Origin of the sequence: Leucobacter chromiireducens subsp. solipictus (assembly GCF_016758195.1) — a bacterium.
In the GTDB taxonomy this organism is placed as follows: Bacteria; Actinomycetota; Actinomycetes; order Actinomycetales; family Microbacteriaceae; genus Leucobacter; species Leucobacter solipictus.
The window spans coordinates 638801-658225 of the sequence record NZ_QYAC01000001.1 but is presented as its reverse complement, the minus strand read 5'-3'; the positions used below and the strand labels follow the sequence as shown (position 1 = coordinate 658225).

Genomic DNA, 19425 nt, shown 5'->3' with positions numbered 1-19425 from the left:
GACCGTGTACCGCGCCATACGACGCAACAAGGTCAATAGCTTCCTCATTGTCCTGCTGTTCATCGGCATCGTCGGTGGACTCGGGTGGTTGGCCTCGGCAATCTACCAATCGCCCGGGATTGTCATCACCGTCATGGTGGTATCGCTCGGCTACGCCCTGATCCAGTACTTTATGGCCGGCCGGCAGGCCATTGCGATGAGTGGCGCGCAGCGCATCACCGAGGCTGACAATCCGCGCCTGTACCGGATCGTGGAGAACCTTGCGATCACGACGGGCACGCCGATGCCCGAGGTCTACATCGTGCACGATCCCGCCCCCAACGCGTTTGCGACGGGGCGTGATCCCGAACACGCGATGGTCGCCGCGACCACCGGGCTGCTCGATCTCATGACGGACTCGGAGCTTGAGGGCGTGATGGCGCACGAGCTCGGACACGTACGCAACTACGACATCCGCGTCTCGATGATCGTGTACGGCCTGGTCGTCGCGGTCGGGATGATCGCGGACATGCTCGTGCGCATGGCGTTCTTCGGCCGCAATAACAACAACGGCAACCCGGTCGTCATGATCTTCGGCCTCGTCGCGATGCTCGTGGCCCCGCTCGTGGCGAGCCTGGTGCAGCTCGCGGTGTCCCGCCAGCGCGAATACCTCGCCGATGCGACGGGTGCGCTCACGACGCGGCACCCGGAGGCGCTCGCGAGCGCGCTGCACAAGCTGTCGACGTATGGCCAGCCGCTGCAGAAGCAACAGTCCAGCATGGCGCACCTGTGGATCGCGGATCCGCTGAAGCCCGGCATGATGCAGCGCCTGTTCGCGACGCACCCGCCCATTCCGGATCGGATCCGCCGCCTGCTCGACATGGGGGACAAGTTCTAGTCGCCGCACACGAGTAGGGTGGAGGCAGCCGAAGGAGGTTGCCCGCACCCGTGTCGAACATGTTCCGCTCCCTGTCCGTGCGCAATTACCGCATCTGGTTCGTCGGGGCGCTCGTCTCGAACATTGGCGCGTGGATGCAGGCCACCACGCAGAACTGGGTGGTGCTGACCGAACTCACCGCGAACAACGCGGCCGCGGTCGGGACGACGATGGCGCTGCAGTTCGGTCCGCAGCTGCTGCTCGTCCCCTTCAGCGGGGCGGTGGCGGATCGTTTCGACCGGCGCAAAGTGTTGCTCGTGACCCAGTCGCTGCTGATGCTCTTGGCATTCGGGCTCGGCACCCTGCTCGTGTTCGGTGCCGCGGAGATCTGGCACCTGTACGGCTTCGCCCTCGCGCTCGGCATCGTGAACGCCTTCGACACGACCTCGCGCCAGGCCTTCGTCTCCGACCTTGTCGGGACCGAACAGCTGTCGAACGCCGTCGCCCTGAACTCCGCGTCCTTCAACTCCGCCCGCCTGATCGGTCCCGCCGTGGCGGGCGTGCTGATCGCGGTGGTCGGCTCGGGCTGGGTGTTCATCATCAACGGCGTCTCCTTCCTCGCGGTGATCGGGGCGCTGCTGCTCATCACCACCCGCCGCGTCGCCCCGGTCTCGAGCGGGCCGCGGGAGGGGCAGCTCACCCAGCTCCTCGCGGGGTTCCGGTATGTGCAGCAGCGGCATGACCTGCTGGTGATCTTTGTGATCGTGTTCCTCGTCGGCGCGTTCAGCATGAACTTCCCGGTGATGTCCTCGACGATGGCCGTCGAATTCGGTCGCGGCGCTGGCGACTACGGACTCCTGTCCTCGATCCTGGCGATCGGCTCGCTGTCCGGGGCGCTGCTCTCGGCCCGGCGGCCCGCGGCGCGGATGCGCGTCGTGATCATCGCGGTCGGCGGGATCGGCGTGGTCAGCCTCATCGCCGCGGTGATGCCGACCTTCTGGACCTTCGCCGCGATGCTCGTGTTCCTCGGGCTCGCGATCTCCACCATGCTCACGACCGCGAACGGATTTGTGCAGACGACGGCGGACCCGGCCGTCCGCGGCCGGGTACTCGCGCTGTACATGGCGATCCTGATGGGCGGAACCCCGATCGGGGCACCCCTGGTGGGGGCCGCGGCAAACGCGCTCGGTGCACGATCGACGCTGTTCATCAGCGCCGCCGCCTCGCTCGTCGCGTTCGGAGTGGGCATGACCTGGCTGCTCACGGAGCGCCAGCTCAGGTTTCACCGCGCCGGCGGGAGGTGGCGGGTCACCCACGCAGGCCGGCCTGGCCTCGGGGACGACCGGGCGCGCCAGTCGGAAACGCTGACCGCGCCCATCGCCGTGCTGGGACGCGAACCGGAACCCGTGGGGGAGTCCGCCCCGCAGGAGGTCCCCACGGGCATGATCCCGCGCGTCGAGGGACCGGACGCGCCCCCGCTTGGTCCTGATGAAGACGAGGATCAGGACCCCTCCACACGGCGGGGCCGCTAAGTGGCTCCGCGCCCCGTTGCGGGGTAGGCTGGGTGCGTCCCAGCGGCTGGTCCGCACCCCTTCCAAAACTGGAGCAAGATAACCGGTGAGTGACTTCCTGTCCGCCCAGACTCGCACTGAAACGGATTCGCTCGGCAGCGTCGAGGTTCCCGCATCCGCATACTGGGGCGTGCACACCGCCCGTGCGCACGAGAACTTCCCGATCGCGCGCCGACCCATCTCGGTGTACCCCGACTTTATTCGCGCGTTCGCCTGCGTCAAGCAGGCCGCCGCGCGCGCCAACCTCGAGATCGGTGCGCTCGACGAGCAGCGCGCCACGCTGATCGACCGGGCCTGCGAAGAGATCAAGACCGGCATGCTGCACGACCAGTTCGTGGTCGGCGTCGTGCAGGGGGGTGCGGGCACCTCGAGCAACATGAACGCGAACGAGGTCATCACGAACCGCGCGCTGGAGCTGGCGGGCCACCCCAAGGGCGACTACGGGTTCATCAACCCGAACGATCACACGAACCACAGCCAGTCGACGAACGACACCTACCCGACCGCGATCAAGATCGCGCTCGCGTTCTCGCTGGGCAGCCTGCTCGAAGAGCTGCGCCTGCTCTCGGAGTCGTTCGCCGCCAAGGGCCGCGAGTTCTCGCACATCATCAAGGTCGGTCGCACGCAGCTGCAGGACGCCGTGCCGATGACCCTCGGCCAGGAATTCAACGCCTTCGCCGTGACGCTGCGCGAAGACATCGAGCGCCTCCAGGAGGCCGTCTCGCTGCTCGGCGAGGTCAACATGGGTGCCACCGCGATCGGCACCGGCATCAACGCGCCCAAGGGCTACAAGGAAGCGGTGATCCGCCACCTGCGCGACATCACCGAGCTGAACCTCGAGACCGCGGGCGACCTCGTCGAGTCCACGAGCGACACGGGCGTGTTCGTGACGTTCTCGGGGGCGCTGAAGCGCAGCGCGCTGAAGCTCTCGAAGATCTCGAACGACCTGCGTCTTCTGTCCTCGGGTCCGCAGGCGGGTCTCGGCGAGATCAATCTCCCCGCGCGCCAGGCCGGCTCCTCGATCATGCCGGGCAAGGTCAACCCCGTGATCCCCGAGGCCGTCTCGCAGGTCGCGTACGCGGTCGCCGGATCGGACGTCACGGTGTCCATGGCCGTCGAAGCGGGCCAGCTGCAGCTGAACGCGTTCGAGCCGATCATCGCCCACTCGCTGTTCCAGTCGATCACGTGGCTTGAGCGCGCCTGCCAGACGCTGCGCGTGAACTGCGTCGACGGGATCACCGCGAACGAGGACCGCCTCGAGGACATGGTCGCCCGCTCGGTGACCGTCATCACGGCCCTCGCGCCGGTCATCGGCTACGCCGAGGCGTCGAAGCTCGCCAAGGAGGCGCTGGCCACCAACGCGAAGGTCTCCGAGCTGGTCGTGTCCCGGGGTCTCCTGGACCAGGCGCAGCTGGACGACATCCTGCAGCCGCAGAAGCTCGCGGGCCTCGCTCCCGAGACGGGCACGATCGACATCGTCCCGGGCGCGCCGCAGAAGCTCGAGGCGGGATCCGACTCCGACGTCGAATAGCGCACACGACGAAGGGCCCGGCGAGAATATTCTCGCCGGGCCCTTCGTCGTTGTGCCGCGTGCGGGGGCGCGTGGACGCGCCCCCCCCGCACGCCCGACTACGCCTGCACGCAGTGCGAGGTCAGCGTGCCCACGTTCTCGATGGTCACCGTCACCTCGGTGCCGGGCACCAGGTACAGCGGCGGCTTGCGCGAGCGGCCCGCGCCGCCGGGGGAGCCTGTCGAGATGACCGTGCCGGGGAGAAGCGTCAGCGACTGGGAAATCGAGGAGATCAGCTCGGCCACGGTGCGCACCATGAAACCGGTCGTCGAATCCTGCACGCGCAGGCCATCCACGTCCGTGGTGATCGCGAGCGCCTGCGGATCGGGAATCTCATCGGCCGTGACCACCACGGGGCCGATCGGGGTGAAGCCATCGAACGACTTGCAGCGCGACCACTGCGGCTCCTGGAACTGCACGTTCCGCGCGGTGATGTCGTTGATCGTGGTGTAGCCGTAGACGTAGTCGAGGGCGTCCTCCGGGGTGACGTTCTTCGCCGGGCGGCCGATGATCACGCCGAGCTCGCCCTCGTAGTCCACCTCTTCGCTGATGTGCACGGGGATCGGCACCTCGCCGTGGTGCGCGCCGAGCGAGTTCGGGAACAGCGAGAAGAGGACGGGGCCCGAATCGTTGTCGAGGCTCAGCTCGCTGGCGTGCTCATCGTAGTTCAGGCCGACGGCCAGCACGATCGGCGGCATGATGACCGCGGGGGCGTAGGTGACATCGGCGAGCTCCTGCCAGGCATCAGCCGGGGCGGCCGCAGCCGCGGTGCGCAGCCGTTCGGTGGCCTCGGGGCCAGCCTCGATGAGCTGCTGCAGGGTCGCGTATTCCGCGCCGAGCGTGCGAACTTCGAGATACCGCTCGTCCTGTACAACGACGAGCTCTGGGGCAGACGTGGGGGCAGAGGACAAGTGTGCGAATCTCACCCCTCCAGGGTATCCGAACCCGGGGGTGCGCGTGGGGCATACGGGCGGTCGGGACGCGCCGAAGCTTTCCTCTGAGCGAACTCGGAGGTGTGCGGTGCCGCGAATCGTGGAGAATGGGGGGCATGACTGAAACACCGATGACGAAGCCCGAGATCGAATTCCCCGACGGGCCCGCCCCGGCGGAGCTGCAGATCGTCGACGTGGTGGAGGGCAGCGGCGAGGAAGCTCTGGCGAGCTCCACCGTTGACGTGCACTACCTGGGCGTCGAATACGACTCCGGCGAGGAGTTCGACTCGTCCTGGAGCCGCGGCGAGTCGATCAACTTCCCGCTGCGCGCCCTCATCCAGGGGTGGCAGGTTGGCATCCCCGGCATGAAGGTCGGCGGCCGCCGCAAGCTCATCGTGCCCCCGGCGCAGGCCTACGGCACCTCGGGTGGGCACCCGCTCTCCGGCAAGACCCTGATCTTCGTCATCGACCTGCTCGGCGTCAGCTAAGCCAGCTGCGCCACAGACGCGTGCCCCCGCCCGGGATTCCGGGCGGGGGCACTCGTCTGTGGCGGGGCCTAGCCCTTGGTGACCCGGTCCCACACGGCGCGCCCACCCGCGTAGATCACGAGGTTGCGGTCATTCCGCACGGTCACGGTGGCCCCGAATCCCGTGACTCGCACACGGATACTGCGCCACCTGCCCGTGAGCCTCACCGTGGAGTGCTGCTCTACCGCTTCGGCGGCACGGAGCGGTCCATGCGGTACAGGAACGCCGCCATCGCCTCACGCGAGACGGTGGTGCCCGGCTGGTACACGATCCGGCCGCCGATCTGCGAGCCGGTGGAAAGCTTGCTGCTCTTCATCCACGCGATTTCGCGCGCAAACTTGTGACCCGTGCCGACGTCCGCGAACGGGGCGGCCTTCGGTGCGGGGGTCGACTCGGGTGCGCGGAGCCGGAACAGGAACGCCGCCATCGCCTCGCGGCTCACTCCGCTCTTCGGGCGGTACTCTCGGCCCGCGCTCGTCTTGCTGCCGGTCGAGATGCCCTGCTCATACATCCAGGCGATCTCCGTGTAGAACTTATGGCTCGTCGGAACATCCCGGAACGGGGACTTCTTCGGTGGGGTGTACCCCTTCTTCGCCTCCTGACGGAACAGGAACGCGGCCATCGCCTCGCGGGTCACCCCGGACTTGGGCTGGTACGCGAGGCCCTTCGCGGTCCGGATACCGGTGGTGCGCTTCGTGTCGTACATCCACTGGATCTCGGTGTAAAACTTGTGGCCGCGGCCCACGTCGATGAACGTGGTCGGGATGAACTTTTTCGCGGACGTGCGGCTCGCGGAGCCCACGCCCTCCCGGGACCCGGTGACCGTGACGGTGATGTTGCGGCCCACATCGGACTTCGTGAGCCGGTACGTGGTCCCGGTGGCCTGGGCGATTGCTGTGCCGTCGCGCTTCCACTGGTACGCGAACTTCATGGTCCCCGGCCCCCACTTCCCGGGCTTCGCCGTGAGCGTGGACCCGACCGATGTGCCGCCCGAGATCGTGGGGGTTGACGCGGTGACCTTCATGCTTGCCGTGAGCGTGTAGGGGACGCCACTGATCGCCTTCCCCCGCGCGTCTGCGTGGGCAGCCACCATGATGTACGCATTGCCCGCGGGGAGCGTGACGGCGAACGGCGCACCCGCGCAGTCCGGCCCACCGAGCTTGATGCTCCGAACCGTTGACCCGGCATTGTCGAGAACGGCGACTTCGTAGGGCCGCGCGGTGCCGATCTTGCAGGACGCACGAAAATCGACGGTCATGCTGGTGCGGCTCGGGACGGTGACGCGGTAGAAGTCGCAGTCGGAAAAGTTGTTGCTGCAATCCGGGGTCAGCGTGGCCCCGGTGAGGGTGCGGCCGAGGGGGAGCGGGGTTGCGCGTGAGGTGCTTGAGTTGGGCTCGAGTTCCACGAGTGCTGGCGCGACCTGCGCGACCAGAGTGTAGGGCTGATTGCGCCAGACCGGAGTAGCCCCGAACGATTCGACTCGTGCCTTCACGGTGATGTAGCTCACGCCTGCACTCACGGAGAGGAAGGTATTTCGGAGCTTGGCCCCCGAATAGTCTGCGGAGGAGAGTTCTGCCTTGTGGGTTACCGTGCCGGCGGCGTTGGTGATCGTCACGAGCAGGGCTGCATTGGTTCCGAGGGTGCTGGCGAAGCGCAGGTCCAGCGTGAGGCGGCCGGCGCTCGGAGCGTTGATGCGGAAGACATCGCAGTCGGAGAAGTTGTCACAGTCCGCGGAAGGGCCGAACTTCGCGTTGACCTGGGTGCCCAACGGGAGGTCTTGTGCGCGGGCGGTCGATCCATTGGGCTCTACCTCCGGGATGCTCCCGGCGGAATGCGTGACGGGGCCGGAAGGCTCCTGGGTGCGGATCGAGGGTGCGGAGGAAGTCGGCGGTGTTTCGGCTGACGGCTCGGGTGCCGGAGCGGGAGTCTCCACGGACTCCTCGGCCGGGGGCGTCACCGCACTCGGGTCGGGCTCGCCGGGGGCCTCGGGCGCGGCTGGCACGACCGAGGTGTCGTCACCCGCTCCGGGCGTCGGCGGCACCGTTTCGCCCGGTTCCGGCGTTTCCGGGGTTTCCTGCTCTTCCGAAGTGGGCTCGGAAACGGCGTCGGCTGCATCTGCGGGGTCCGCGACGGGCCCCTCGATCTGGTGCGCGGCGGGGCCGGACCGGGGCAGTTCGGCGTGCGCCGCGGCACCGGTGGTGAGGCCGATTCCTGAGGCCAGGATTGCGATCGCAGCGCATGACGCGAGCGAACGGGAGAGCCGGGAGCGGCGCGATGGAGTGGGGTGCATACGAGGTTCCTTCTCAGCGGAGGGTGGCGGATACATCGAGCGAAGTATAGGTCAAGCTGTGCCAAAGCAAAATGCTGCCTATGTTCTATCTGTGGTGAATTGGGGTCGTTGCGTGACCCGAGCCTGCGATCCGCTCGGCGCCGGGCCCCCTCGCCCGCGGATCCGAGCGGAATACTCCCATGGTGCGGAAGTCAGATTCCGAATGGTGTGGACGGGCGAAGTGTTCGCTGCTAGTCTCTGGGCACCCCGCGCGGGCGCTCCGGCCCGCGGTGGCTGATCGGCCGTTCGCAGATCACCGCGGACCCACACACGACCGACGACCGCTCACGGATGCCGCGCTGAACGCAAGGAAGCTCTCAACTATGGATCACCTCGGTTCCACTCCGTCAGGCCTCCCGGACGCGACCTCGACCCCCGCACCCACGCCGGCCGAGTACCTCGCGCGGGCTGTCCGCATCGCGACCGAGAACGTGCGCAACGCGGGCGGGCCCTTCGGTGCGATCGTCGTTGCAGCGGACGGCCGTGTGTTCGAGGGCCTCAACCGCGTTACCGCGAACCTCGACCCCTCCGCCCACGCCGAGGTCACCGCCATCCGGAACGCCTGCCAGGGGCTGGGCACCTTCGACCTGACGGGTGCCGTGCTCTACACCAGCTGCGAACCCTGCCCGATGTGCCTCGCGACCTCACTCTGGGCGCGCATCGAGCGGGTGTACTTCGCGGCGGATCGGCACGATGCGGCCGACGCGGGCTTCGACGACGCGGTGTTCTACCGCTACTTCGAGGGCGGGCCCGAGGACCGAGCGGTGATGCCCGTGGCGCAGGAATCGCTGCCGCCGGCCCAGCGCATCGAACCGTTCACGGAGTGGCACCAGAACTCCGCCCGGACGGAGTACTGACGGCCCCGAGCACGACGACCGCAGCACGACGACCCCGCGAGGTTAGCCGCGGCCGATGAACGGCATGCCGGCAGCGGTGAGCGTCAGCTGCGGCACGCTCACGCTGAGCGGCAGGCGGGCGAGGTGCTGCACCGTTGTGGCGACGTGGGCGACATCGAACGCGGGCTCGGGTCGGTGTGACCCGTCCGCCTGCAACGCCCCCGGCCCCACGAGGGCGTCAAGGAGTCCCGTCTGTGCGTTCCCGATATCGAGCTGGGTGGCGGTGATCCCGTGCGCGCGTCCGTCGAGCTCGATGGACTTCGTGAGTCCCGCGATCGCGTGCTTCGTCGTCGTGTAGGCCACCGAGCGGGGGCGCGGCGTCTGCGCTGAGATGGAGCCGTTGTTGATGATCCGGCCGCCCTGGGGGTCCTGCGCGCGCATCTGCCGAAAGGCCGCACCGGCGCAGAGCACGGCACCGGTGACATTCACGGCGAGCGTCGCTTCCCACTCGGCGAGCGTGAGATCGCCGACGTCCGCGGTGGGGCCAAACACGCCGGCGTTGTTCACCAGCACGTCCAGGCGGCCGAACTCCGCGACGTGCGCGGCGAAGAGGCGCTCGACCTGTGCGGGATCCGTCACGTCGGCCGCGCAGAGGAGGGCCCGCGGATGCGGCGCGCCCGGGTGTCCCGGGACATCCGTGCTCGTGTCGCGCAACTGATCGATTCGCCGTCCCGCCAGCGTGACCGCGAAACCGTCGCCGAGCAACGCACGAGCGATGGCGCGGCCGATCCCGCTGCCGGCCCCGGTGACAAGCGCCGTCCGCGGCGCGACCGCGGTCACCGGGCGCGCTCCGGTGCCGGCTCCGGTGCCCGCCCCGGTGCCCGCCCCGGCACCGCAGTGCCACCGGGTCCGGACGGCTCGGGAGACGCCACCGCAACGGGGGCCGCAGCCTCGATGAGCTGCAGCAGCCTCGCCGCGACGCTCACCGCGATCACCGCGGGCTGCTTGCCGCGCACCTCGGGGATGCCGATGGGGGTCGTCACGCGCAGCAGATCGGCATCCGAGTGCCCGAGGCTGGCGAGCTTGCGGTGAAACCGGGCCCACTTCGAATGGGAGCCGATCAGCCCGATCGACCCGAGGTGCGGGGTGCGCAGGGTCTGGTCGATCACGGCGAGGTCCTCATGGTGATCGTGCGTCATCACGAGCGCATGCGTCCCCGGCGGGAGATCCGCGAGGGCGGCCTCGGGAAACGGGGCGTGGATCACCCGCACGCGAGCGACCGCGTCGCTCAGGATGCCCGCCGCTCCGGGCACACCGAGGCGCGCGGGATCGAGCATCTCTGCGCGGGAATCGATCAGGGTGAGTTCGAGGTCGTGGCGGGCGAGGACGCGCGCGAGCTCGAGGCCTACATGGCCGACCCCGAATATCGCGACCGCGGGCACCACCGGGGCCGGTTCGAGCATGATGGTCACCTCTCCACCGCAGCACTGCACCCCGTACTCCGCGGTGGCCTTGTCGGTGAGTCGTAGGGTCAGCAGATCGGGCTCGGCGGTGCCGGACTCGAGCATCGCGCGTGCACGCTCGATGGCGGTCGCCTCGAGATTTCCGCCCCCGACGGTGCCGACGAGTCGCGTGGCCCCGACGACCATCTTGGCCCCGCCGTTTCGGGGTGCGTGCCCGCGCACGCTGGCGAGCGTCACGATCACGGCGGGTTCGCGTCGGGACCGGAATTCCTGGAGCGCATCGATCCAATCCATCGGTTACTCCGCTCCGGCGGCGGCGAGCCGGGGATCGGCACCGTCTGCGTGGCCCTGCTGCGCCGCGCGCACCGCCCAGTACACGGCCTCCGGGGTCGCGGGCGACGGCAACTCCACCGCGCGCCCGGCCGGACCGAAGGCCGCAACGGCCTCCCGGATCGCCTCGCGGGCACTGAACGCGAGCAGAAACGGCGGTTCCCCGACCGCCTTGGAACCGTACACGGCCCCCGTCTCCCGGGCGTTCTCGTAGAGGCGCACGGTGAAATCCTCCGGCATCTCGGAGAAGCTCGGCAGCTTGTAGGTCGACGCGGACTGCGTCTCCAAGCGGCCGCGGGTCGGGCCGTCGCTCGTGTCCCAGCGCAGCTCCTCGAGGGTCAACCAGCCGACGCCCTGCACGTATCCGCCCTCGATCTGTCCGATGTCGAGCATGGGGGAGAGGGAATCGCCCACATCGTGGACGATGTCGACCCGGCGCACGCGGGTGGCCCCGGTGAACCCGTCCACCTCCACCTCGGTCGCGGAGCAGCCGTAGGCGTAGTACTTGAAGGGTGAGCCCTGCATCACCCGGGCATCCCAGTGGATCCCTTCGGTGCGGTAGTAGCCCGCGGCGAAGAGTTGCACGCGCTGGAGATACGCGGAACCGACCACCTCGGCGAAGCTGAAGCGCTGGGTGGGCTTGCCGAGCGCGGTCACGTACCCGCCGCCGAACCGGACGTCCTCGGCGTCGACGTCCAGCATGCGGCTGGCCACCCGGGCCAAACGATCGCGGATCTGTTCGCAGGCGTTCTTGACGGCGCCTCCGTTGAGGTCGGCACCGGAGGATGCCGCGGTCGCGGAGGTGTTCGGTACCTTGTCCGTGCGGGTCGGGGCCAGGCGCACCTGGTGCAGTCCGAGTCCGAGTGCGGTTGCGGCCACCTGGAGCATTTTGGTGTGGAGCCCCTGCCCCATTTCGGTGCCGCCGTGGTTCACGAGCACCGAGCCGTCTTTGTACACGTGCACGAGCGCGCCGCCCTGGTTGAACGCGGCGAAATTGAAGGAGATCCCGAACTTCACCGGCGTCATCGCGAGGGCCCGCTTGACGTGCGGGCTGCGGGCATTGAATGCTGCGATCTCCGCGCGCCGCGCATCGAGGTCCGACTCCGCGCGGAGCTGCGTCCAAATGTCGTCCAGCCGCTCCGCATCCTTGACGACCTGGCCGTACGGTGCCGTCTGCCCCGGTTGGTAGAAGTTTCGTGCACGCAGCTCGAGCGGGTCGATGCCCAGGCGGGGGGCGACGCGCCCCAGGATGTCCTCGATGAGGAACGCGCCCTGCGGTCCGCCGAACCCCCGGAACGCGGTGTTTGAGGCCTTGTTGGTGCGAGCGACGCGCCCGTGCGCGAGCAGATTCGGGATCCAGTAGGCGTTATCGACGTGGCAGAGCGCCCGCGCAAGTACCGGCTCCGACAGGTCGAGGCTCCACCCGCCATCGCAGGTCAGGGCCGCCTCCAGGCCGAGGATGTGTCCGGCGTCATCGAAACCGGCCTTCCAGGTGATGTGGAACGGGTGGCGTTTGCCGGTCATGGTGAGGTCTTGGGTGCGGTTCAGCCTGAGCCGCACGGCCCGGCCGGTCAGTGAGGCCCCCAGCGCGGCGATCGCGGCGAAGCCGTGCGGTTGCATCTCCTTGCCGCCGAAGCCGCCGCCCATGCGGAGGGACTGCACGGTGACCTCGCTTGCCGTGATGCCGAGCACGTGGGCCACGATCTCCTGCGTTTCGGAGGGGTGCTGCGAGGAACTCTGCACAAAATACTGGCCCTCGGAATCCCGCAGTGCGAGCGCCGCATGCGTTTCAAGGTAGAAATGCTCCTGGCCGCCAAACTCGGTGACGCCCTCGAACACGTGAGGTGAGTCGCGCACCGCGGAGGCGGCATCCCCGCGTGAGACGGTGCGTTCGTTCCCCTGAAACGATCCGGCCTCGAGCGCTTCCCGCACCGTGATCAGCGAGGGCAGCGGCGTGTACTCGACGGTGACGCGTTCGGCCCCCAGCCTCGCGGCTTCCTCTGAATCGCCGAGCACCCACACGAGGGCGTGGCCGAAGAATTGCGCGACGCTCGGGAAGAGCGGCTCGTCCTCGTGGACGCCGGCATCGTTCACGCCCGGGACATCGTCCGCGGTGAGCACGCGCACGACGCCCGGAACGTCGTAGGCACCCGACACGTCGATGCGGACGTGTGCGTGCGCGTGTGTCGATTGCACCGGCCACGCCGTGAGCACGCCGGGCGTGTGCGCCGCGACGTCATCGGTGTACATCGCGGTGCCCGTGACGTGGAGCTGCGCGCTCTCGTGCGGGACCCGGATCCCGACGACGGGAAGCGCCGGGCGATCAGCGAGCGTGCTCATGCTGAGACCTCCTCGGATGCGGCTGTGGTCGTGTGGTAGAACTTCAGCAGCGCAGAACCCATCATGCGGGCGCGGTACGCCGCGCTGGCTCGATGATCAGACATCGGCGTCCCTGATTCGGCGAGGATCTGTGCGGCGTCGGTGACGGTGGCCGGGGTCCACGGGGCGCCGAGCAGCGCCCGCTCGGCGTCCGTCGCCCGGAGCGGCGTCGCGGCGACGCCGCCGAGACCGATCCGAGCGTGGGTCACGATCCCGCCGTCAACGTCGAACGCGAAGGCGAGTGCGACGCTCGAGATGTCGTCGAAGCGGCGTTTCGCGATCTTGTGGAACGCGGTCACCCGGGCGAGCGGCAGCGGGATCCGGATCGACCGGATGAGTTCGTCGGAGCGGCGGACCGTCTGCCGGTATCCCGTGAAGTACTCGGCCAGCGGAATCTCACGCTCGCCGTCCGCTGCCGCCAGCACGATGCGGGCATCGAGCGCGAGGAGCGCTGGCGGGGTATCGCCGATGGGCGAGCCGGTTCCGAGGTTTCCCCCGAACGTGCCGCGGTTGCGGATGAGCCGGGAGGCGAACTGTGGGAAGAGCTGGGCGAGCAGCGGGACCCGCCCCGCGAGGCGGCGTTCGACGGTCGTGAGCGGGAGCGCCGCGCCGATCTCTATGACCTCGTCGGTCACGGTCAGCGTGCGCAGCTCGTCGAGCTGTTCGATTGCCACGACGAGGGGTGCGCGGCGGCCGCGAATGTTGACCTCGACGCCCCAATCCGTGGAGCCGGCGACGAGCAGGGCGTCCGGCTCGTCGCGGATCAGCGCGAGCGCGTCGGCGAGGGACTGCGGGCGCACGAAGCGCGCGCCGTCGAGCGATACGTCCGTCGGAGCGGCCGCGGGCGCGGGAGCGCCGAGGCGCTGCTGGAGCGGGTCCGCCGCATCTGGCGCGCCGAGTGCGTAGGCGGCGTCGCGGATCGGCCGGTAGCCGGTGCACCGGCACAGATTGCCGCTGAGCGCGTGCAGATCGAAGCCGTTGGGGCCGTGCTCCGCGTCCCGCGCGGCGCAGCCGGTGACGCGCTCCGTCGCGTCCGGCTTCGGGGCGGAGGGGGTCCGGGTGGGCCGGTAGTACTCGCCCGCCATGCTGCAGGCAAAGCCCGGGGTGCAGTAGCCGCACTGGGAACCGCCCGCCGCTGCGAGTTCTTCCTGGACCGGATGGAGGCGCCCGGGGGTGCCGAGCCCCTCGGCGGTGGTGATTTCCTGTCCGTCGAGCGCGTAGACCGGTACGAGGCAGGCGTTGACGGGGGTCAGCTCGGTCCCGCCGTCGCCGTTCGGCGTCGCGACGAGGATGGCACAGGCGCCGCACTCGCCCTCCGCGCATCCTTCTTTGCTGCCCGTGAGCTCGGCGCTCCGGAGCCAATCGAGCGCGGTGGTGTGGGGTGAGGTTCCGGTCAGCGGACGGCGTGTTCCGTTGACGGTGACAACGTTGTCATTCACGAGGGAATCTCCTCAGTCTGCGTGAGGACGGGGCAGCGCTGCCCCGCGCCGTCACTCGGTGGGTGCGTGCGGGTGGGGCTGGCCGTGGCGCGGGCTACTGCCTCCGGAGGAACAACGCGCGGAGCGTGTGCCAGAATCCGGCGCGGCGGCGCGCGCGAACGGGGAAATGGAAATCGGGATCGTTGCCAGCCGGGAGGTATTTCGGCTGGATATCATCCGAGGCGGGAGTGGGGTGGATCGACATGGTCACCTCTCATCATTGAGCAGCGGCGTTCAAATTCCATAATTCGGAAATAATTTCTTGAACTATGGAAAGGATAGGTCGAATCCCCTTCCCGGTCAAGGGTACGGGAGCACGAAGCGGGGGACTAGGCCGCGTTCGCGGCGGCGGAGATCTCCGCGACGGCCTCCGTGAGTACCGGGATCGCACGCTCGATAAACGCCTCGTCGACGCGGGTCGTGGGCCCCGAGATCGAGACCGCGGTGGGCGTCGGCATGTCGGGCACCGCCATCGCGAAGCAGCGGACGCCGATCTCCTGCTCGCTGTCGTCGATCGCGTAGCCGCGCGTTCGGGTCAGCTCCAGGTCGGCGAGGAGCGCCTGAGACGAACGGATCGTGAAATCGGTGAGGCGCGGGGTCCCGGTGCGGCCGATGATCTCGCGCACCGCGTCATCTCCGAGCTGCGCCAGGATCGCCTTGCCGACGCTGGTCGAGTGCAGGTAGGCCCGGCGGCCGACCTCCGTGAACATGCGCATCGCGTGGGGCGAGGGTGCCTGGGACACGTAGATCACCCGATCGCCATCGATGGTCGCGAGATTGGCGGTCTCGCCCAGGCGGGCCACGAGGTCCTTCAGCTGGGGCATCGCGATCTGCCCAAACTTGCGGTTCGCGACCTCGCCGAGCCGGACGAGGCGCGGGCCGAGCGCGTATCGCCGGTTTGCGAGCTGGCGAGCGTAGCCGAGCGATACCAGGGTCCGGAGCAGCCGGTGGATCGTGGGGAGCGGCAGGTCCGTCGTCGCCGCGAGCTCGCTGAGCGCGACATCGCCGCCCGCGTCCGCGATGAGTTCGAGCAGATTGAAAACCCGGGCAACCGACTTGACGGCGTCGGAGGGAGCTGCGGCCATGAAGAGTCCTTATCGCGTGCCAGAAGTGTTCCGCATCGCGGAAAGAATCTGCGGAACAGGCTATCTCATCCGGGGATTCGGCGCACCTGCGCGCACGCACCCGGCCGGCGCACCCGGTTCCGGAGGGCGCCGGAGTCGCATCGGGCCCCGATCGGCCCCATGCGGTAACTCGGAGAGTGGTATAACGTAGATCCGTTCAGGAAACGCCCAGTTTGAGGGAATGGAGCACCCCATGGCAGAGGGCCAGCAGGAGACGAATTACCAACGCACGCCGGGGGTGAAGGGCGGTCTCGACCGCTTCTTCCAGATCTCGGAGCGCGGATCCACGATCGGTACCGAGATCCGAGGAGGCCTCGTCACCTTCGTGACGATGGCCTACATCGTGATCCTCAACCCGATCATTCTGTCGGGGAAGGAAGACGTCGCGGGGAACATCCTCGACTTCGGCCAGGTCAGCGCGGTCACCGCGCTCGCCGCCGGCGTCATGACGATCCTCTTCGGCATCGTTTCGCGCCTCCCGTTCGCGTTTGCGGCCGGACTGGGCATCAACGCGTTCATCGCGTTCTCCGTCGTCCAGGAAGTCACCTGGCCGGAAGCCATGGCGATCGTGGTCATCAACGGACTCCTGATCGTGCTGCTCGCGGCCACGGGCCTGCGCCGCATGATCTTCGACGCGGTCCCCGTGCAGCTGAAGCTCGCGATCACCGTCGGCATCGGCTTCTTCATCGCATTCATCGGCTTCGTGAACTCCGGCTTCGTCGATGCGACCGGCCAGTCCTCGCCGCCCGTGGGCCTCGGCCCGTCGGGCGTCGGCTTCATCACGACCGTCCCCACCGTTATCTTTGTCGTCACGCTGGTGCTCACCGGAATCCTCGTCGCGAAGAAGGTGAAGGGCGGTATCCTCATCGGCCTCGTCACCGGCACCATCATCGCGGTGATCGTCGAGGCGATCTGGAAGATCGGCCCGAAGTTCGGTGCCGATGGTGCCGTCAACCCCGGGGGCTGGAGCCTGACCGAGCCCGTGCTGAGCGACAAGCCGTTCGCGGTGCCGGATCTCAGCCTCGTCGGCGCAGTGAGCTTCGATTTCGGCAAGGTCGGCCTCGTGACCGTCGTCATGCTCGTCTTCACGCTGCTCTTCACGAACTTCTTTGACGCGATGGGCACCATGACGGGTCTCTCGCGTGAGGCGGGTCTTGCCGATGAGAAGGGTAACTTCCCCCGCATCAAGTCGGCGCTGGTCGTTGAAGGCGTCGGCGCGATCGTCGGCGGTGGCACGTCCTCCTCGTCCACCACGGTCTTCGTCGAGTCGGGTGCCGGCATCGGTGAGGGTGCGCGCACCGGCCTTGCGAACGTGGTCACCGGCCTGGTCTTCCTGCTCGCGATGTTCTTCACGCCGCTCACCGAGATCGTCCCCACCGAGGTTGCGGCCGCGGCTCTCGTGATCGTGGGCGCCATGATGATGTCGCAGATCGCGCACATCGACCTGACGGACTTCCGCGTGCTGCTGCCCGTGTTCCTGACGGCTGCGGTCATGCCGCTGAGCTACTCGATCGCCAACGGCATCGGCGCGGGCTTCGTGTCCTGGGTGCTCGTCCACGCCTTCACCGGCAAGGCGAAGCAGGTGCACTGGCTGCTCTGGATCGTGTCGGCCGGCTTCGTGATCTTCTTCGCGCGCGGCCCGATCGAGGCCATGCTCGGAGTGTAACGCTCCACACACCGAACGCGGCCCGTCCGTGCGCTTCCGGCTTCGGCCGGCGCGCGGACGGGCCGCGTTCGTCTACGTTCCTGAGCTCAGTCTCGCGGCGGGTGGGGTGCCGGATCCTGGCTGCCCGTGCGCTGCGCCAGGAGATGGGGGAGCACCGGTGCGAGGATCGCGAGCCCGTCGCGGACCCCGCCGGGGGATCCGGGCAGGGTCATCACGAATGTGTCCCCGGCGAACCCCGCGACGCCGCGGGTGAGGATCGCGTGCGGCAGGGTGTCGGCACCGCGGCGGCGGAGTTCCTCGATCACCCCGGGAAGCTGGACCTCAAGGAGTGGTGCGACGGCCTCGGGCGTGCGGTCCGAGGGGGCGACACCGGTGCCGCCGGTCGTGAGAATCACGCTGGGGCCGTCTGCGAGAGCTTCCCGCACCGCCTCGGCCGCCGGATCGCCGTCTGCGACGATCCGCGGCGGGTCGACGGTGAACCCCGCATCGCGGAGCCACTGCACGATACCGGGGCCGGTCCGATCGGGCGCGTCTCCGGCGGCGGCGCTCGTGGAGACGACGATCACCCGCGCGGTGCCCGCGGTGCCTGCGGTGCCCGCGGTGCCCGCGGCGACGTCGTGCGTCACTCGATCTCCCAGTCGCCGCTCTTCCCGCCCGACTTCGCGAGCACCCGTGTCCCCGTGATCACGGCGTGCTTGTCCGCCGCCTTGATCATGTCGTAGAGCGTGAGCGCGGCGACGCTCGCCGCCGTCAGCGCCTCCATCTCCACCCCGGTGACCCCGCGGGTGGTGACGGTGGCAATGATCCGGATCCGATCGGCCGCGGGCTCGAAGTCGATCGCGAGTTTCGTGAGGGGGAGCGGGTGGCACAGGGGGATCAGCTCCCAGGTGCGCTTGGCGGCCATGATGCCGGCGATCCGGGCGGTGCCGAGCGCCTCACCCTTCGGGAGCTCACCGGCCACGAGCTGCGCGATCACCTCGGGGCGCGTGTCAAGGAACGCCTCGGCGCGGGCGGTGCGCTTCGTGACGGCCTTCTCGGTGACGTCCACCATGTGGGCGCTGCCGTCGGCGCGAATGTGCGTGAGGCGGGGGGTCTCGTCAGACATCGAGTCTCCAGATTTCAATGGGGGAACCGGCCGGCAGATGGTCGACGCCGAGCGGGATATGGGCGAGAAGCTCGGCGGCCGCGAGGTCGGCGAGCAGGTGGGAGCTGGGTCCCGTGAGGTGCACCCGGCCCGCGGCGTCGAAGCGGCCCCGTCGCACCTGATGTTTCTGCGCGGGGGAGTCGACGGCGTGCGCGAGCTCGCGGGTGTCCACGGGGAGCCGCTCGGGACGCCCCGCCGCGGCCCGGAGCGCCGGGGCGAGGAACAGCTCCGCGGACAGCGCCGAGCTGACGGGATTCCCCGGGAAGCAGAGCACGGGAACGCGCGCGCCGTCGGGATCCCAGTACCCGAGTCCCTGCGGTCCCCCGGGTTGCAACGCGATGCCGCCGAACTCCACCCCGTGGTCGGTGAGGACCTCGCGGACCACCTCGAAGGCGCCGGCGCTGATCCCGCCCGAGGTGACGATCAGATCCGCCGCGGGGCCGTGCGCGGCGAGCACCCGCTCGACCGCGTCCGGGAGATCGGGGGCGCGATGCGCGGAGACCTCGGCCCCGAGCCCGGTCATGAGCGCGGTCAGCATGGGGGTGTTCGCGTCGCCCACGTGTCCGGGGCCGAGCGGGGTCCCCGGCGCCGCGACCTCATCGCCCGTGGACAGCAGCAGCACCCGGGGCCGCCGGTGCACTGCGAGCTCGGTGACACCGGCGTTCGCGAGCAGGCCGATGCGTGCGGGGGTGAGCCGGGTGCCCGCGGCGATCAGTGGCGCGCCGGCAGCGAGGTCGGATCCGCGCGGGCGCACGAACGCACCGGGAGCCGGGGCCGCGCGAAAGCGCACGGTGCCTCGCGGGGCGGGGTCATCGGCACGACGCAGCTCCGTGAACCGCGCGGGATCGGCCTGCTCGATCGGGATCACGGCGTCGGCACCGGCGGGAATCGGGGCACCCGTCATGATGGGCGCTGCCGTGCCCGCCTCGTGGCTCGCCGCGGCATCGCCCGCCGCGGTCGTGCGGCCGATGCGCAGTTCGGTGACGCCGCGTGCGCCGGGCCCGAACTCCCCGAAATCCGCGACGCGCACCGCGTAGCCGTCCATTTGCGAGTTATCGAAGGGGGGCAGCGGGATGGGGCTGACCACCGCGTGCGCGGCGACGCGGCCCGCGAGTGCCGGATCGTGGACGGCGATCAGCTCGGTCTCGTCCGCGAGCGCGGCGAACGCCGGATCCAGCACGGCACGGACGCGCTCGGTGTGGTCCAGGTGCGTGCGCACG

16 protein-coding genes are annotated in these 19425 nt (G+C 69.1%); 6 read left to right on the top strand and 10 right to left on the bottom strand.

Going from position 1 to position 19425, the window contains the following annotated elements:
• Positions 1-4: 4 nt before the first annotated feature.
• The 3 genes from D3230_RS03050 to D3230_RS03040 all read left to right on the top strand — a co-directional run bounded on the left by D3230_RS03050 (position 5) and on the right by D3230_RS03040 (position 3958).
• Positions 5-877 carry a M48 family metalloprotease gene (locus D3230_RS03050; protein ID WP_202343509.1) on the top strand — a complete coding sequence of 291 codons (873 nt, stop codon included), beginning with the start codon at positions 5-7 and terminating at the stop codon, positions 875-877.
• Positions 878-936: 59 nt separating this feature from the next.
• On the top strand, positions 937-2388 hold the full coding sequence (locus D3230_RS03045) for an MFS transporter (RefSeq protein ID WP_202343660.1): 1452 nt from the start codon (positions 937-939) through the stop codon (positions 2386-2388).
• Positions 2389-2473: 85 nt separating this feature from the next.
• Positions 2474-3958 carry an aspartate ammonia-lyase gene (locus tag D3230_RS03040; RefSeq protein ID WP_202343508.1) on the top strand — a complete coding sequence of 495 codons (1485 nt, stop codon included), beginning with the start codon at positions 2474-2476 and terminating at the stop codon, positions 3956-3958.
• A gap of 98 nt (positions 3959-4056) precedes the next feature.
• Here the strand turns inward: D3230_RS03040 and D3230_RS03035 are convergent, their stop codons facing one another.
• A complete protein-coding gene (locus tag D3230_RS03035; RefSeq protein WP_202343507.1) occupies positions 4057-4923 on the bottom strand; it encodes a fumarylacetoacetate hydrolase family protein in 867 nt (288 codons plus the stop codon).
• Positions 4924-5045: 122 nt separating this feature from the next.
• Here D3230_RS03035 and D3230_RS03030 point away from each other — a divergent pair, with 122 nt between their 5' ends.
• A complete protein-coding gene (locus tag D3230_RS03030; RefSeq protein WP_176387125.1) occupies positions 5046-5417 on the top strand; it encodes an FKBP-type peptidyl-prolyl cis-trans isomerase in 372 nt (123 codons plus the stop codon).
• A gap of 220 nt (positions 5418-5637) precedes the next feature.
• On the opposite strand, the gene D3230_RS03025 is transcribed toward D3230_RS03030, so the two are convergent.
• A complete protein-coding gene (locus D3230_RS03025) occupies positions 5638-7746 on the bottom strand; it encodes an S-layer homology domain-containing protein (RefSeq protein WP_202343506.1) in 2109 nt (702 codons plus the stop codon).
• A 362-nt stretch (positions 7747-8108) separates the two neighbouring features.
• Here D3230_RS03025 and D3230_RS03020 point away from each other — a divergent pair, with 362 nt between their 5' ends.
• Positions 8109-8642 carry a nucleoside deaminase gene (locus D3230_RS03020; protein WP_202343505.1) on the top strand — a complete coding sequence of 178 codons (534 nt, stop codon included), beginning with the start codon at positions 8109-8111 and terminating at the stop codon, positions 8640-8642.
• 42 nt (positions 8643-8684) lie between these two features.
• On the opposite strand, the gene D3230_RS03015 is transcribed toward D3230_RS03020, so the two are convergent.
• The 5 genes from D3230_RS03015 to D3230_RS02995 all read right to left on the bottom strand — a co-directional run bounded on the left by D3230_RS03015 (position 8685) and on the right by D3230_RS02995 (position 15356).
• Entirely contained in the window at positions 8685-9461 is a 777-nt protein-coding gene (locus tag D3230_RS03015) for an SDR family NAD(P)-dependent oxidoreductase (RefSeq protein WP_202343504.1), read from the bottom strand.
• Complete coding sequence (xdhC, locus tag D3230_RS03010) at positions 9458-10378, bottom strand: xanthine dehydrogenase accessory protein XdhC (protein ID WP_202343503.1); 921 nt, start codon at positions 10376-10378, stop codon at positions 9458-9460. Before xdhC ends, D3230_RS03015 begins: the two co-directional genes overlap by 4 nt.
• Before the next feature lie 3 nt (positions 10379-10381).
• Entirely contained in the window at positions 10382-12754 is a 2373-nt protein-coding gene (gene xdhB, locus D3230_RS03005) for a xanthine dehydrogenase molybdopterin binding subunit (RefSeq protein ID WP_202343502.1), read from the bottom strand.
• Complete coding sequence (locus D3230_RS03000) at positions 12751-14232, bottom strand: FAD binding domain-containing protein (protein ID WP_202343501.1); 1482 nt, start codon at positions 14230-14232, stop codon at positions 12751-12753. The genes xdhB and D3230_RS03000 overlap by 4 nt, the downstream gene beginning before the upstream one ends.
• A gap of 368 nt (positions 14233-14600) precedes the next feature.
• A complete protein-coding gene (locus D3230_RS02995; RefSeq protein ID WP_202343500.1) occupies positions 14601-15356 on the bottom strand; it encodes an IclR family transcriptional regulator in 756 nt (251 codons plus the stop codon).
• 232 nt (positions 15357-15588) lie between these two features.
• On the opposite strand from D3230_RS02995, the gene D3230_RS02990 reads away from it, so the two are divergent.
• Positions 15589-17061, top strand: a complete 1473-nt coding sequence (locus tag D3230_RS02990; protein WP_202343499.1) for an NCS2 family permease — start codon at positions 15589-15591, stop codon at positions 17059-17061.
• An 86-nt stretch (positions 17062-17147) separates the two neighbouring features.
• On the opposite strand, the gene D3230_RS02985 is transcribed toward D3230_RS02990, so the two are convergent.
• The 3 genes from D3230_RS02985 to D3230_RS02975 are packed head-to-tail and all read right to left on the bottom strand — an operon-like array spanning position 17148 to position 19424.
• Positions 17148-17687, bottom strand: a complete 540-nt coding sequence (locus D3230_RS02985) for a molybdopterin-binding protein (RefSeq protein WP_202343498.1) — start codon at positions 17685-17687, stop codon at positions 17148-17150.
• Positions 17684-18166, bottom strand: coding sequence for a cyclic pyranopterin monophosphate synthase MoaC (moaC, locus tag D3230_RS02980; protein WP_202343497.1), 483 nt, complete (start codon positions 18164-18166; stop codon positions 17684-17686). The genes D3230_RS02985 and moaC overlap by 4 nt, the downstream gene beginning before the upstream one ends.
• A complete protein-coding gene (locus D3230_RS02975; RefSeq protein ID WP_202343496.1) occupies positions 18159-19424 on the bottom strand; it encodes a molybdopterin-binding protein in 1266 nt (421 codons plus the stop codon). The genes moaC and D3230_RS02975 overlap by 8 nt, the downstream gene beginning before the upstream one ends.
• Position 19425: the final 1 nt, after the last annotated feature.

What these genes read in the sequence shown, in the direction of transcription:
- D3230_RS02990 (WP_202343499.1), top strand. Translation starts at nt 15,589, where the DNA reads ATGGCAGAGGGCCAGCAGGAGACGAATTACCAACGCACGCCGGGGGTG.
- D3230_RS03045 (WP_202343660.1), top strand. Translation starts at nt 937, where the DNA reads ATGTTCCGCTCCCTGTCCGTGCGCAATTACCGCATCTGGTTCGTCGGG.
- xdhB (WP_202343502.1), bottom strand. Translation starts at nt 12,754, where the DNA reads ATGAGCACGCTCGCTGATCGCCCGGCGCTTCCCGTCGTCGGGATCCGG.
- D3230_RS03025 (WP_202343506.1), bottom strand. Translation starts at nt 7,746, where the DNA reads ATGCACCCCACTCCATCGCGCCGCTCCCGGCTCTCCCGTTCGCTCGCG.
- D3230_RS02995 (WP_202343500.1), bottom strand. Translation starts at nt 15,356, where the DNA reads ATGGCCGCAGCTCCCTCCGACGCCGTCAAGTCGGTTGCCCGGGTTTTC.
- D3230_RS03030 (WP_176387125.1), top strand. Translation starts at nt 5,046, where the DNA reads ATGACTGAAACACCGATGACGAAGCCCGAGATCGAATTCCCCGACGGG.
- xdhC (WP_202343503.1), bottom strand. Translation starts at nt 10,378, where the DNA reads ATGGATTGGATCGATGCGCTCCAGGAATTCCGGTCCCGACGCGAACCC.
- D3230_RS03020 (WP_202343505.1), top strand. Translation starts at nt 8,109, where the DNA reads ATGGATCACCTCGGTTCCACTCCGTCAGGCCTCCCGGACGCGACCTCG.
- moaC (WP_202343497.1), bottom strand. Translation starts at nt 18,166, where the DNA reads ATGTCTGACGAGACCCCCCGCCTCACGCACATTCGCGCCGACGGCAGC.